Source organism: Mycobacterium sp. NGS45, assembly GCF_059812645.1.
In genome coordinates, this window is record NZ_JCALDB010000008.1 from 157267 (window position 1) to 171678 (window position 14412).

15 protein-coding genes are annotated in these 14412 nt (G+C 66.6%); 6 read left to right on the forward strand and 9 right to left on the reverse strand.

Translation table 11 applies throughout. The annotated features are described in order from the left end of the window. Positions 1-22: 22 nt before the first annotated feature. On the forward strand, positions 23-1243 hold the full coding sequence (locus tag AC5Y3P_RS09735) for an N-acetylmuramoyl-L-alanine amidase (RefSeq protein ID WP_500045687.1): 1221 nt from the start codon (positions 23-25) through the stop codon (positions 1241-1243). A gap of 119 nt (positions 1244-1362) precedes the next feature. On the opposite strand, the gene AC5Y3P_RS09740 is transcribed toward AC5Y3P_RS09735, so the two are convergent. The 9 genes from AC5Y3P_RS09740 to rpmH all read right to left on the reverse strand — a co-directional run bounded on the left by AC5Y3P_RS09740 (position 1363) and on the right by rpmH (position 7715). Beyond that, the gene (locus tag AC5Y3P_RS09740) at positions 1363-2091 is read right to left on the reverse strand and encodes an acetyltransferase (RefSeq protein WP_500045688.1); all 729 of its coding nucleotides are present in this window, start codon (positions 2089-2091) and stop codon (positions 1363-1365) included. Positions 2092-2346: 255 nt separating this feature from the next. Beyond that, positions 2347-3330, reverse strand: a complete 984-nt coding sequence (locus AC5Y3P_RS09745) for a ParB/RepB/Spo0J family partition protein (protein WP_500045689.1) — start codon at positions 3328-3330, stop codon at positions 2347-2349. A 2-nt stretch (positions 3331-3332) separates the two neighbouring features. Then, positions 3333-4313 (reverse strand): ParA family protein, encoded by a 981-nt coding sequence (locus AC5Y3P_RS09750; RefSeq protein ID WP_500045690.1) that lies wholly within the window; start codon positions 4311-4313, stop codon positions 3333-3335. Next, positions 4310-5080, reverse strand: coding sequence for a 16S rRNA (guanine(527)-N(7))-methyltransferase RsmG (gene rsmG / locus AC5Y3P_RS09755; RefSeq protein WP_500045691.1), 771 nt, complete (start codon positions 5078-5080; stop codon positions 4310-4312). The genes AC5Y3P_RS09750 and rsmG overlap by 4 nt, the downstream gene beginning before the upstream one ends. A 52-nt stretch (positions 5081-5132) precedes the next feature. After that, on the reverse strand, positions 5133-5663 hold the full coding sequence (locus AC5Y3P_RS09760; protein ID WP_500045727.1) for a Jag family protein: 531 nt from the start codon (positions 5661-5663) through the stop codon (positions 5133-5135). A gap of 86 nt (positions 5664-5749) precedes the next feature. Next, positions 5750-6877, reverse strand: a complete 1128-nt coding sequence (gene yidC, locus AC5Y3P_RS09765) for a membrane protein insertase YidC (RefSeq protein WP_500045692.1) — start codon at positions 6875-6877, stop codon at positions 5750-5752. A gap of 11 nt (positions 6878-6888) precedes the next feature. Continuing rightward, on the reverse strand, positions 6889-7182 hold the full coding sequence (gene yidD / locus AC5Y3P_RS09770) for a membrane protein insertion efficiency factor YidD (protein WP_500045693.1): 294 nt from the start codon (positions 7180-7182) through the stop codon (positions 6889-6891). Continuing rightward, on the reverse strand, positions 7182-7550 hold the full coding sequence (gene rnpA, locus AC5Y3P_RS09775) for a ribonuclease P protein component (RefSeq protein ID WP_500045694.1): 369 nt from the start codon (positions 7548-7550) through the stop codon (positions 7182-7184). The genes yidD and rnpA overlap by 1 nt, the downstream gene beginning before the upstream one ends. 21 nt (positions 7551-7571) lie before the next feature. Continuing rightward, positions 7572-7715, reverse strand: a complete 144-nt coding sequence (rpmH, locus tag AC5Y3P_RS09780; RefSeq protein WP_500045695.1) for a 50S ribosomal protein L34 — start codon at positions 7713-7715, stop codon at positions 7572-7574. Positions 7716-8256: 541 nt separating this feature from the next. On the opposite strand from rpmH, the gene dnaA reads away from it, so the two are divergent. From dnaA to AC5Y3P_RS09805, 5 genes are all read left to right on the forward strand, one after another. Next, positions 8257-9765 (forward strand): chromosomal replication initiator protein DnaA, encoded by a 1509-nt coding sequence (dnaA, locus tag AC5Y3P_RS09785; protein ID WP_500045696.1) that lies wholly within the window; start codon positions 8257-8259, stop codon positions 9763-9765. A 682-nt stretch (positions 9766-10447) separates the two neighbouring features. Further along, on the forward strand, positions 10448-11641 hold the full coding sequence (gene dnaN, locus AC5Y3P_RS09790) for a DNA polymerase III subunit beta (protein ID WP_500045697.1): 1194 nt from the start codon (positions 10448-10450) through the stop codon (positions 11639-11641). A gap of 19 nt (positions 11642-11660) precedes the next feature. Then, positions 11661-12554: a phosphogluconate dehydrogenase (NAD(+)-dependent, decarboxylating) gene (gnd, locus tag AC5Y3P_RS09795; RefSeq protein ID WP_500045698.1), complete on the forward strand. Its 894-nt coding sequence runs from the start codon at positions 11661-11663 to the stop codon at positions 12552-12554. Between the two features lie 7 nt (positions 12555-12561). Continuing rightward, a complete protein-coding gene (recF, locus tag AC5Y3P_RS09800) occupies positions 12562-13725 on the forward strand; it encodes a DNA replication/repair protein RecF (protein ID WP_500045699.1) in 1164 nt (387 codons plus the stop codon). Then, positions 13722-14318, forward strand: coding sequence for a DUF721 family protein (locus AC5Y3P_RS09805; protein ID WP_500045700.1), 597 nt, complete (start codon positions 13722-13724; stop codon positions 14316-14318). Before recF ends, AC5Y3P_RS09805 begins: the two co-directional genes overlap by 4 nt. Positions 14319-14412: the final 94 nt, after the last annotated feature.

Genomic DNA, 14412 nt, shown 5'->3' on the forward strand with positions numbered 1-14412 from the left:
CGCTTTGACGGAGGACCATCGGATGTCGAGTTGGAGCCGCGGAAACGCCGGCGATGCTTGGCGTCGTGGCGACCGCGGAGTCGCCGTCATCGAGATTCGGGCCGCCTTGGCCGCGCTGGGACTGCTGGAGAACCCGGACATGCAGCTCAGCACGGGCCGGCACGTCGCCGCCGACCTGTTCGACGGTGACCTCGACGAAGCGGTGCGGGCGTTCCAACAGCGCCGCGGTCTGCTGGTCGACGGGATCGTGGGCGAGGCCACCTACCGGGCCATCAAGGAAGCCTCCTACCGGCTGGGCGCGCGCACTCTGCATCATCAGTTCGGCGCCCCGATGTACGGCGACGACGTGGCCACGCTGCAGGCCCGGCTGCAAGACCTCGGGTTCTACACCTCGATGGTGGATGGGCACTTCGGTCTGGAGACGCACAACTCACTGATGTCCTACCAACGCGAGTACGGACTGGCCGCCGACGGCATCTGCGGCCCGGAAACGTTGCGCTCGTTGTACTTTCTGGGTCCCCGGGTCACCGGCGGGTCGCCGCAGGCGATCCACGAGGAAGAGATGGTGCGGCAATCGGGACCCAAGCTGTCCGGCAAGCGGATCATCATCGACCCGGGCCGCGGCGGATCCGATCACGGCCTGATCGTGGCGGGCCCGGACGGCCCGATCAGCGAGGCCGACATCCTGTGGGATCTGGCCAGCCGGTTGGAAGGCCGGATGATCGCGATCGGGATGGAGACGTTCAAGTCCCGGCCGGCCAACACCAGCCCGACCGACGCGCAACGCGCCGCCACCGCCAACGGGGTGGGCGCCGATCTGATGATCAGCCTGCGCTGCGCTCAGTCCAGCCCGGCCGCCAACGGTCTGGCCGCCTTCCACTTCGGCAGCGCGCACGGCTCGGTCTCCACCATCGGACGCAATTTGGCCGACTTCATCGACCGAGAAGTGGTGGCACGCACCGGTTTACGTGATTGCCGCACGCACGGGCGGACGTGGGATCTGCTCCGGCTGACCCGGATGCCCACGGTCCAGGTCGACGTCGGCTACATCACCAATCCGCGCGACTCATCCATGCTGGCCTCCACCCAGACCCGGGACGCGATCGCCGAGGGCATCCTCGCGGCCGTGAAACGGCTCTATCTGCTGGGCAAGAACGACCGCCCCACCGGAACGTTCACCTTCGCCGAACTGCTCGCCCACGAACTCGCCGTGGAGCAGGCCGGTCGCGCCACCGGCACCTGAGCGCTGCAGCCCGCCGTCGACCTACCGGCACCCGGCTCAGCCCCGACGCCAGATGAACCGCTGCGCACCGGATTCCGGTCAAGCACTTGCCCCCGGCCCGGTACGGCACCGAAACCTGATCAGCGCGATGCCGAAAGTGCGCCTGCCCCAACGGTTTGCACGGTTTCGACCACCAGCAGTCGCTCCAATGCGGCTTCCACTTCGGCCTTCCAGCCCAGGCCGCGGTCCAGCTCGAGTCGCAGTCGCGGGAAGTACCGGTGTGGCGCCACCACCTCGAAGCCCACCTCGAGCAGAAAATCAGTGTCGATCATGCACTGATCGAAGGAACACTCCCCCAACGCCTCGACGGCCGCGGTGAGCTCCGGCTCGCCGGCCGCCGCATCGGCGAACTCCGCAGCGTCGGCGCTGCGGCCGAACGCTTCCAGCGCTCGCACCCCGCGGCGCATCAGCTCACTGACCACCTGGGCCACCAAGCTGTGCCGCAGACCGTCATCCTGACCGGACTCGATGCCCAGCGAGGTCAGCAGCACGGCGTCGGCGCTGACCGGGCCGGTCGGCATCCGCTGCACCCGCGGGACGGCATGCGGCGGCGCGTAGAGCACATAACCCAGACATGGTGCTTCGCCGTCGTCGGACTTGCCCGGCGCCGGTGCCGCGGTGGCGACCTGACCGCATGACCCCCACTCCAGCATCACCATCGACAGCCAGGCTTCCTTGTCGAACTCCGGATCGAAGAGATGGTCGTTGGCCAGCGTCTGCGGATCGACCTCCCAGAACACGCACCGGCGGGCGTGCTTGGGCAACGCCTCGAATGCCTCGAGTCGCAGTGCCGAGATGCGGGCAGACACTAGTTCTTCGGACCTCCGTGCCGGGCCGTCGGGAATGGCAACCCTTCCAGGATAGGAGAGGACCGCCCGGGCCGACCAGAGCGCACCAATTCGGCCGCCCCGCACCTGTCATTCGCCGAATTCCGTTCCCGGACAAAAGCTTTGAACCCCATGCGGGCGGCAGCCGAGGCGCTGCACGACACTGGCGTCACAGTGACGTTTCTCCCGCGTGTCACTGGACGTCCGAATGACGCCAGTTTTGGCCGGTTCGCGCGGTCATTCCCGGACGGCGCCGTCCATCAATTCGACGATGCGCTGCAAGTCGTCGACCGAGCCGAACTCCACTACGATCTTGCCCTTGCGCTTGCCCAGACTCACTGTCACCCGGGTGTCGAAGGCCCCGGACAGTCGTTCGGCGACGTCCTGCAGACCCGGCATCTGGATCGGCTTGCGCCGATGCGCGGGGGCGGCCGGGGCATCCGCCCGGTTGGCCAGCGTGACCGCCTCCTCGGTGGCGCGCACCGACAACCCCTCGGCCACGATCCGGGCGGCCAGCTCTTCCTGCGCCTCCGGTCCACCCTCGAGCGCCAACAGTGCTCGGGCGTGGCCGGCCGACAACACCCCAGCGGCCACCCGGCGCTGCACCGGGATGGGCAGTCGCAGCAGCCGGATCATGTTGGTGATCAGCGGCCGCGAGCGGCCGATCCGACTGGCGAGTTCCTCGTGGGTGACCCCGAACTCCTCGAGCAACTGCTGGTAGGCCGCGGCCTCTTCCAACGGGTTGAGCTGGACTCGATGAATGTTCTCCAGCAGCGCGTCGCGCAGCAGATCATCCTCGGCGGTCTCCCGGACGATGGCCGGGACCGCCGCCAGCCCGGCTTCCTGGGCCGCGCGCCAGCGCCGCTCCCCCATCACCAGCTGATAGCGCACCGCGGAGCCGCTGTCGGCGGGCAGCTCACGCACCACGATCGGCTGCATCAGGCCGAACTCGCGGATCGAGTGCACCAGTTCGGCGAGGGCTTCGTCGTCGAAGACCTGCCGCGGCTGCCGCGGGTTCGGTTCGATCTCCGCGGGCGGAATCTCGCGGTAGACCGCACCCACATCGCTGACTGGTTCCGGGGTGGGCGCACCACCCAGCAGCACATCGGCGGCAGCCGCTCCGATCCGCGGTGCCGGTGCCGCGTCGTCGCCCGGGCCGGTCGGGATCAACGAGGCCAGGCCTCGACCCAGACCGCCCTTACGCCGTGTTGGTTGCGACATGTTCATCCTCTCCCTGCCGGCGCCGCGCCGCGCTCTGCGATCTCCCGACTGGCGTCGAGGTAGCTCATCGCTCCTCGCGATCCCGGGTCGTAATCGATGATGGTCATGCTGTAGCCGGGTGCTTCGGAGACCTTGACGCTGCGCGGGATGACCGTCTTGAGCACCTTGTCGCCGAAGTAGCGCCGCACCTCTTCAGCCACCTGGTCGGCGAGTTTGGTGCGGCCGTCGTACATGGTCAGCAGCACGGTCGTCACGTCGAGTCGCGGATTCAGGTGCGCCTTGACCATCTGGATATTGTTCATCAACTGCGAGACGCCCTCGAGTGCGTAGTACTCGCACTGGATCGGGATCAGCACCTCCGGGGCTGCCACCAACGCGTTGATGGTGAGCAGGCCCAGCGAGGGCGGGCAGTCGATGAAGACGTAGTCGAAGTCCGAGCCGTCGAGTTCGGCCAGTGCGTTGCGCAGTCGGTTCTCCCGAGCCACCATGCTGACCAATTCGATCTCCGCGCCGGCCAGGTCGATGGTCGCCGGGACGCAGTACAGCAGATCGTGGTGCGGGCTCTGGCGCAGCGCGTCGCGCAACTTCATCTCCCCGATCAGCACCTCGTAGGACGACGGGCTGCCCGACACCCGCCGGTCGATGCCCAGCGCGGTGCTGGCATTGCCCTGCGGGTCGAGATCGATCACCAGCGTCTTGAGTCCCTGCACCGCGAGAGCGGCGGCCAGGTTGACCGCCGTGGTGGTCTTGCCGACCCCGCCCTTCTGGTTGGCGATGGTGAAGATCCGGCGATGCGTGGGTCGCGGCAGACGGTTGTGGGTGTGCAGCACCTTCATGGCGCGTTCGGCGGCGGCCCCGATCGGGGTGTCGAACTCGTTCGCCTGCGGCGCCCCTTCCCAGGTTTCACGTGAAACGGTTTCACGTGAAACATCGCCGCGCCGGGGCGGCTGCTGCTGCGAGCCGGATCCGAATGGTCTCCTCATGTTGCCTTCCCCCGCGGCTCGCGCGGCTGTTCCCGGTTCCGTGACCGTCCCGGTTGGTTCTTGCTTGCTGGCCGACCCTTCGGGCGCGCCGACCGCGGACCGCCGCCCGGGCGTCGCTCCCCCAGTCGCGCGACGACCACGGTGGCCGGCACCTCCAAAACGTTCTCGCCACATCTCATCACCTTTGCGTCGTCGGCACCCAGTGATGTCAGCACTTTCCGATATTCGGACAGTTCGGCCTCGGCGCGGTCGCCCTTGAGCGCAACCATCCGCCCGCCGGCACGCAACAACGGGAAGCTCCACCGCGCCAACTTGTCCAGTGCCGCGACCGCCCGCGACACCACGGCATCGAAGTCCGCGTGCTCGGCGCGCACGTGTCGATCCTCCGCGCGACCCCGCACTACGGTCACATTCGCCAGCGCGAGGTCCTCGACCACTTCGGTCAAGAACGTACTGCGGCGCAGGAGTGGTTCGATCAGCACCAGGGACAAATCCGGGCGGGCGATCGCCAGCGGGATCCCGGGCAGCCCCGCGCCGCTGCCGATGTCGGCGATGCGTTCGGCCGGGGACAGTACCTCGGCGATCACCGCGCTGTTGAGCAGATGCCGGTCCCATATCCGGTCCGCCTCGCGGGGGCCCAACAAGCCGCGCTCGACGCCCGCGGTCGCCAAGCAGGTGGCGTACTTCTGAGCGGTGCGCAAGCCGGCGCCGAATACCGCCTCCGCGACGGGCGGCGGATGTTCCGCGTCATGTTTCACGTGAAACATCCTCCGCTATCCGTCCGACGGCCCGAGAACTACATAGGTGTAACTAACTGCGTCAGTCGATCAGGACGACGACGCGGCGCGACGGCTCGACGCCCTCGCTCTCGCTGTGCACACCGTCGATCGCCGCGACGGCGTCGTGCACGATCTTGCGCTCGAACGGCGTCATCGGAGCCAACTGCTCGCGCTCCCCGCTGGCCAGCACCCGGCGCGCCACCTTCTCGCCCAGCGCTGCCAACTCTTCCCGACGGCGGCGCCGCCAGCCGGCCACGTCCAGCATCAGCCGGCTGCGTTCACCGGTCTTCTGGTGCACGGCCAACCGGGTCAGCTCCTGCAGCGCGTCGAGCGCCTCACCCTTGCGGCCCACCAGCTTCTCCAGGTCGTCCCCGCCGTCGATGCTCACCACCGCGCGGTTGCCTTCGACATCCAGGTCGATGTCGCCGTCGAAGTCCAACAGGTCCAGCAGTTCCTCGAGGTAGTCGCCGGCGATCTCGCCCTCGGCCACCAGCCGCTCCTCGAGGTCGTTGGTCTTCTCCACCGTGGCCTGGTCGTCGGCGACCTCTTCGGTGGTGTCGGCGTCGGTCATGTCAGTCATCTTGGTGCATCCCTCTCTGTACAAACTTCAGGTCTGTGCGGCGGGGCCTGGCGGCCTCGCGGTGCGCGACGACGACGTCAGCGCTTCTTCTTCTTCGGTTTGGTTCCGGGCCTGGGCGTGCGGCTTGCTCCGCCCGCTTTGGCCTTTGGTTGGGTGTTGGTCTTCTTCGCCGTCGTGGTCGCGGTCGGCTGCTCAGCTTCTGGAGCTGCTTCGGTCGGATCCTCGGTGCCCGCCGATGCATCGGTCTCGGTGGCGCTGTCCGCGGTGGCCGCGCGGGCACCGCCCTTGGCCGGCCGGCTGGGCTTGGCGCCGGGCGCCGGGGCATTGGCCGAGCGGCGCTCGATGACTTCCTGGCGCTTGGCCTCTTCTTCCTTCTCGATCATGCCGAACACGTAGTGCTGCTGACCGAAGGTCCAGATGTTGTTGGCGAACCAGTACAGGATGATCGCGAGCGGCAGGAACGGCCCACCGACCACCACGCCCAGCGGGAAGACGTAAAGCGCCAGCTTGTTCATCATCGCGGTCTGCGGGTTGGCCGCAGCCTCGGGGCTCTGCCGGGAGATGGAGGCCCGGCTGTTGAAGTAGGTCGCGATACCGGCCGCGATCATCACCGGCAGACCGACCAGAACCACCGCCAACCGATCGAAGTGCGTGAACGCATCGATGCCGTGCTGCTGCACCATGGTCGCGCCCAGTGGCGCACCGAACAGGTTGGCGTCCAGGAAGTGCCGGACGTCTTCGGCGCTGAAGACGTAGTTGCCCAGGGAGGCGTTCTCCTCCACCGACAAGCCCAGCTGACCGATGCCGCTCTGGGTCCGGTTGAACGACCGCAGCACATGGAACAGGCCCAGGAACACCGGCACCTGCGCGAGCATCGGCAGGCAGCCCAGGATCGGGTTGAACCCGTGTTCGCGCTGCAGCTTCTGCATCTCCAGCGCCATCCGCTGACGGTCCTTGCCGTACTTCTTTTGCAGCGCTTTGATCTGCGGCTGCAGCTCCTGCATCTGACGCGTGGTGCGGATCTGCTTGACGAACGGCTTGTAGAGGATCGCCCGCAGCGTGAACACCAGGAACATCACCGACAGGCCCCACGTGATGAAGCTGCTGGGCCCCAGGAACGGGACCAGGGCGAACAGCTTGTACCAGACCCACATGATCGCGGAGACCGGGTAGTAGATGATGTCCAGGCTGAACCAATTAAACATGTGACTCGTTTCTACGCCGTGTCAGCGTTCGGGTCGGACAACTGGTGGTGCGCTGCGCACCGAGGTTCGGGGATCGGGTCCCATCCTCCTGGATGCCACGGCCCGCATTTCAGCAACCGGACCGTCGTCAGCCAACCGCCGCGCACCAGACCATATTCGGACAGCGCGTCGACGGCGTACTGGCTACAGGTGGGCATGAACCGACAAGTCGGCAAGCGCAGCGGCGAGATCATGTGACGGTAGGCCTGGACCACGGCGATGACGGCCCGCACCGGCAGCGATCGCACACCTGCACCCACGGCCATCAGTCGTCGTCCACCGTGTCGGGGTCCGACAGCACCCGGGTGCGTTGCAATCCCGAGCGCAACTGCCGTTCCAGCCGGGCCGAGCTGGCTCGCTGACTGTTCGGCAGTGCCCGGATCACGATCTGGGCCGCGGTGTCGATGTCGGGGAGCAATTTGGCCGCGACGTGGCGCAGGCGACGAGAGACTCGGTGCCGTTGCACGGCGTTGCCGACGGACTTGGCCACCACCAACCCGACCCGCGGACCGGATGTGGCGCCCTCGGCACGACGGACATGCACCACGAGGTCGGGCTCAGTGGCCCGGACCCCCTGCTTGACCGTGACTCCGAAGTCGGATGACCGGGTCATCCGGTATTGCGCCGGAAGCACCGCAGCGGGCTGCCTACCCGATCAGGCAGTCAGCGCGCGACGGCCCTTTTGACGCCGGCTGGACACGATCGCGCGACCGGCGCGCGTACGCATCCGCAGGCGGAACCCATGCACACGTGCACGGCGCCGATTGTTCGGCTGGAATGTCCGCTTGCCCTTGGCCACGGCTGTATCTCCTCAATACGTTGGTCCCCGAATCCGCCACGCGCATCCACTTCAGATGCCCGGGCAGACGCGGTCGCCGTTGATAAGCTCTGCGTCTTGCTCGTAACCGGCGCTTCCACCGGGTCCTTCGACCCTGGGCGCAGCCGTATCGCCACGTGCGGGCGACTGTTCGAGGGTACTGACCCCGGTTCGCTGGGTCAAACTTCGATACCGTTCGCCACCAGCGCCCTGACCGGACGAACTTCGCGCAGGAGGGCCGTGGAAACGGAACCTTTACGTCAATGTTGCAGAACGGTTGGCAGACCGAGGCAAAACTGTTAGCTTTCTGCGCAGTGCCATCCCCGGATGCATCCAGAGACCAGTAAGCGGACTGCAGAGCCAATCCGAACGACGAGACAACATCAGGATCGGGCGCACTCGCCCACACCGGTAGGCTGCCAGCTAGGACAGTCGTCCCTTTCCACATCTGTGGATAACCATGTGGACAAATTGTCGCCGCCGTATAGTTCGTAGTCCGAGTCCGAAGCAGGGGGATCCGTCGTTGACCGATGATCCTGGTTCCGCGTTTGCCACCGTTTGGAACCAAGTCGTTGCCGAACTCAACGGCGACACCCCGTCTATCGGCGCCAACGACGACGGACCCACCCGGCCGTTGACGCCGCAGCAACGTGCCTGGCTCAAATTGGTCGAGCCGTTGACCATCGTCGAGGGTTTCGCGTTGCTGTCGGTGCCGAGCAGTTTCGTGCAGAACGAAATCGAACGGCACCTGCGCATCCAGATCACCGACGCCCTGAGCCGGCGGCTCGGGCAGCGCATCGAGCTCGGGGTCCGGATCGCCCCGCCAGCCGAGGAGCCCGACGAGCCGGCCGACCCGATCCAGGCGACCACCGATCCCGTCGCCGAGGACGCCGAAGACGAGGTCGACGACGACGAGGAAGCGTTGGCCAGTGCGCACGAAAGCTGGCCGACGTATTTCACCGAGCGGGGCCGGAGCAGCTCGAACACCCCGACCGAAGGCACCAGCCTGAACCGGCGCTACACCTTCGAGACCTTCGTGATCGGTGCCTCCAACCGATTCGCGCACGCCGCCGCGCTGGCCATCGCCGAAGCCCCGGCCCGGGCCTACAACCCGCTGTTCATCTGGGGTGAATCTGGTCTGGGCAAGACGCATCTGCTGCACGCCGCCGGCAACTACGCACAGCGGCTGTTCCCCGGGATGCGGGTCAAGTACGTCTCGACCGAGGAATTCACCAACGACTTCATCAACTCGCTGCGCGATGACCGCAAGGTGGCGTTCAAACGCAGCTACCGCGACATCGACGTGCTGTTGGTCGACGACATCCAGTTCATCGAGGGCAAGGAAGGCATCCAGGAGGAGTTCTTCCACACCTTCAACACGCTGCACAACGCGAACAAGCAGATCGTGATCAGCTCCGATCGGCCGCCCAAACAGCTGGCCACCTTGGAGGACCGACTGCGCACCCGGTTCGAGTGGGGTCTGATCACCGACGTACAGCCCCCCGAGCTGGAGACCCGGATCGCGATTCTGCGCAAGAAAGCGCAGATGGAACGTCTCGATGTACCCGATGACGTGCTGGAGCTGATCGCCAGCAGCATCGAACGCAACATCCGGGAACTCGAGGGCGCGCTGATCCGAGTGACCGCGTTCGCGTCGTTGAACAAAGCCCAGATCGACAAGGCGCTCGCCGAGATCGTGCTGCGAGATCTGATCGCCGACGCCAGCACCATGCAGATCAGCTCGGCGACCATCATGGCCGCCACCGCTGAGTACTTCGACACCACCATCGAGGAACTGCGCGGTCCCGGTAAGACCCGCGCGCTGGCGCAGTCCCGTCAGATCGCGATGTACCTGTGCCGCGAACTCACCGACTTGTCGCTGCCCAAGATCGGCCAGGCGTTCGGCCGCGACCACACCACGGTCATGTACGCGGAGAAGAAGATTCGCGGTGAGATGGCCCACCGCCGTGAGGTTTTCGACCACGTCAAGGAACTCACCACCCGGATTCGGCAGCGCTCCAAGGGACGCTGAGCTCAGCACCGTCGCGCCGATAGCGGCGCACTCCCCCAGTCCGCGCCCGATCGGCCCGGGCCGCGCCGTTCTGCACCCGATCCGTCGCCGGCGCCCCACCTTGTCATCCCCGACCGCTGATGCGGACGCCGCATTCTTGCCACGCCGCCAGCCGGAATCCGAATCTCAGCCGGCCTTCAGCGAGGCGAATCCGAAAAAATCTTTGGACCCAACCGTCTCAAACGTCACAGCCGGCGGGTGTGCATACGGTGTGCACAACATGCGCACATCCCCGGGGATGGCGACCGCCGAATTCCACCGGGACCGACCTGTCCACATCCGTACACAGCCGCGCACTCAACCATCCACCGAACATGCACAGCCCGCCGCACCGTCCCATCTGGGCAGACCCGCCGTCATCCCCAGCTTGCACAGCCCCTAATACTGATACTCCGATATCTACCTAGAATTCTTCTCAGAAGAAGGCTCGTGGGGACAGCCGGTGCAACGCCGTCCGAAACCGGACAGCAACGCACCGAGGACCCCTCTTCGATCGGCTTTCAAGTTCGGAGCGAAACCCTTACGGTGGTGCTTCGAGTGCGGATACGGTCGGGGGACGGACAGCAACTGTCGTCTGTCGATGGTCGGCTGATTCCCGTACGTCGAGCTTTGTTCAGGGTGCGCGAGGCAACGAAGGGACGCTATGGCCGTGGCAACGACTGTTGGCACCGATCTGAAGGTTCGCCTGGTCCGGGAGGACTTCGCAGATGCGGTGGCTTGGGTGGCCCGCAACCTGCCCAGCCGTCCCACCGTGCCGGTGCTGGCCGGGGTGCTGTTGACCGGCACCGACGAGGGCCTGACCATCTCCGGGTTCGACTACGAGGTGTCCGCCGAAGTTCAGGTGGCAGCCGAAATCGCTTCGCCCGGAAGTGTTTTGGTGTCCGGTCGGCTGCTCTCGGACATCACCCGGGCGTTGCCGGCCAAACCTGTCGACGTCACCGTCGAGGGCACCCGGGTGTCGTTGACCTGCGGAAGTGCCCGGTTCTCGCTGCCCACCATGGCGGTCGAGGACTATCCGGCGTTGCCGACGCTGCCCGACGAGACCGGTGTGATTTCGGCGGATCTGTTCGGCGAAGCCATCGGTCAGGTGGCCGTCGCGGCCGGCCGGGACGACACGCTGCCGATGCTGACCGGCATCCGGGTGGAGATCTCCGGGGAGAGCGTGGTGCTCGCCGCCACCGACCGGTTCCGGCTCGCGGTCCGCGAGTTGACCTGGTCGACCAGTTCGGCCGACACCGAGGCCGCGGTGTTGGTCCCGGCCAAGACCTTGGCGGAGGCCGCCAAGACCGGCGCATCCGGCGCCGATGTGCACTTGGCGCTCGGTGCCGGTCCAGCCGTCGGCAAGGACGGCCTGCTGGGCATTCGCAGTAACGGCAAGCGCAGCACCACCCGGCTGCTGGATGCCGAGTTCCCGAAGTTCCGCCAGTTGCTGCCCGCCGAACACACCGCGGTGGCCACCATCGGTGTGGCCGAGTTGACCGAGGCCATCAAGCGTGTGGCGTTGGTGGCCGATCGGGGCGCGCAGGTGCGGATGGAATTCTCCGATTCGGTGGTGCGGTTGTCCGCCGGCGCCGACGACGTCGGCCGCGCCGAGGAAGACCTGCCGGTCGAGTTCGCCGGTGAGCCGTTGACCATTGCGTTCAACCCCACCTACCTGACCGACGGGTTGGGGTCGCTGCATTCGGAGAAGGTGGCGTTCGGATTCACCACGCCGAACAAGCCCGCCGTGTTGCGTCCGGCCGGCGCCGACGACGTCGTGGCCTCGGGGTCGGGACCGTTCCCGGCCGGTCAGACCGACTACGTCTACCTGTTGATGCCGGTGCGGCTGCCGGGTTGATCGAACGCTGGAGAACACCATGCAATTGGGTCTGATCGGCCTGGGCAAGATGGGCTTCAACATGCGCGAGCGGTTGCGCAGCGGAGGCCATCAGGTGATTGGCTACGATCCTCGACCCAATGTCACTGACGTGCCGACCATCGCCGAGTTGGCATCGGCGCTGGCCGCGCCGCGGGTGGTGTGGGTGATGGTGCCCTCCGGGCCGGCCACCACCGAGACCATCACCTCGCTGGCGGAGGTCCTGGAAGCCGAAGACCTGGTGATCGATGGCGGCAATTCGCGCTACACCGAAGACCACAAACATCAAGAACTCCTGGCGGACAAGGGAATCCATTTCATCGATGCCGGTGTATCGGGCGGCGTCTGGGGTTTGGACGAAGGCTACGGTCTGATGGTCGGCGGCAGCGACGAGGATGTGGCACGGGCCAAACCGATCTTCGACGCGCTGCGGCCGGCCGGCCCGGAGGCCGACGGCTTCGTGCATGCCGGGCCGGTGGGCGCCGGGCACTACGCGAAAATGGTGCACAACGGTATCGAGTACGGACTGATGAACGCGTACGCCGAAGGCTATGAGCTGTTGGCGGCCGAGGATCTGATCGCCGATCCGCAGGCGGTGATCCAGGCCTGGACCAACGGCACCGTGGTGCGCTCCTGGCTGCAGCAACTGTTGGCCAAGGCGCTGGCCGAAGATCCGGGACTCGCCGAGATCTCGGGCTACACCGAGGATTCCGGTGAAGGCCGATGGACGGTGGAAGAGGCCATCCGGCACCGGGTTCCGATGCCGGTGATCGCGGCTTCATTGTTCGCCAGATTCGGTTCCCGCCAAGAGGATTCGCCAACGATGAAGGCAGTGGCCGCGCTCCGTAACCAGTTCGGCGGGCACGCTGTCAAGCGGATCGGCCTGTCCGGGTAGCCGACAAATGTACGTTCGGCAGTTGAACCTCCGGGACTTTCGATCCTGGGAGTCCGTTGACATCGACTTGGCCCCGGGGCGCACCGTGTTCGTCGCCCCGAACGGTTACGGCAAGACCAATTTGCTGGAGGCGCTGTGGTATTCGGCGACCCTGAGTTCGCATCGGGTGGCGGTGGACGCGCCGTTGATCCGGGCCGGTGCGCAGCGCGCGGTGATCTCGAGCATCGTGGTCAACGAAGGTCGGGAGATGGCAGTCGATTTGGAGCTCGCCGCGGGCCGGGCCAACAAGGCCCGATTGAACCGTAGCCCGGTGCGGACCACCCGCGAAGTGCTCGGTGTGCTGCGTGCGGTGTTGTTCGCGCCGGAGGATTTGGCGCTGGTGCGCGGCGACCCGGGGGAACGGCGGCGTTACCTCGACGAACTGGCCACGGTACGTCGGCCGCGGCTGGCTGCGGTGCGTGCAGACTACGACAAGGTGCTCAAACAGCGCACCGCACTGCTGAAGTCGGCGTCCGGGTTGCGCAGGTCGGCGGGCCGTTCGGATCCGGCGCTGGTCGACACCCTGGATGCCTGGGACGGCCACCTGGCCACCCACGGTGCCGAACTGATCGCAGCGCGGCTCGAGTTGGTCGGTGCGTTGGCACCGGAAGTCGAGAAGGCCTACCAACTGCTGGCGCCGGCGTCGCGGCCGGCCGCGGTGCGGTACCGCAGCAGTGTGCCGGACGCCGAGCAGGCCGCAAGTCAGGCCGACGGCGTATCGGCGCTGCGCGAAGCGATGTACACCGCGTTGCAGCACAAACGCAGCGCCGAACTGGAACGCGGTCTCTGTCTGATCGGACCGCACCGCGACGACCTGGAACTGGTTCTGGGTGACCAGCCAGCGAAAGGCTATGCCAGCCACGGCGAGTCGTGGTCGTTCGCGCTGGCGCTGCGGTTGGCTGCCTACCAGTTGCTCACGGCCGAAGGCGCCGAACCGGTACTGCTGCTCGACGACGTGTTCGCCGAGTTGGACAATGCTCGTCGACAGGCGTTGGCGAATGTGGCCGCCGACGCCGAGCAGGTGCTGGTGACCGCCGCGGTCGGCGCGGACATTCCGGACGGTTGGGACGCCCGGCGGATCGAGGTCGACATGCAAGACGGTGAACACGGCCGGATATCGGTGCTGCGATGAACCACGACCCCGATGAACAGCCTGTTGACCAGGGCCGGCGCGATGATGACATTCCAACCCCGCCAAGCCATCTCGCCGGTATCGCAGGCATGGATCTGGTGCGGCGCGCGCTCGAGGAAGCACGCGGCGCAGCACGCGAGCAAGGCAAGGACGTCGGGCGTGGTCGAACCTCGCCGCCGCCGAAACGGTTCACCGGATCGCGCCGCCGCCGCAGTTGGTCCGGGCCCGGTCCGGATCGCCGGGACCCCCAGTTGCTGGGCGCCGCCACCAATGAGCTGGCCAAGACCCGCGGCTGGAACCGCAAGGTCTCCGAGGGAGCGATCTTCGGTCAGTGGGCCACCGTGGTCGGCGAGCAGATCGCCGAGCACGCCTACCCAACCGCATTGCGCGAAGGCGTGCTGAGCGTCACCGCCGAATCGACGGCCTGGGCCACCCAGCTGCGGATGGTGCAAGCACAGCTGCTGGCCAAGATCGCCGCGGCGGTCGGCGATGGCATGGTGACCAGCTTGAAGATCACCGGACCGACGGCGCCGTCGTGGCGTAAGGGACCTTTGCACGTATCCGGTCGCGGCCCACGCGATACATACGGCTGAGAGGCGCCAGAAGCACACGTGCGGCGCAGACAAGCGTTTTCCGGTGGCTGAAGCTGAGAAATTCCGCGTCCGACGCAATTGGGTACCGGGAAAC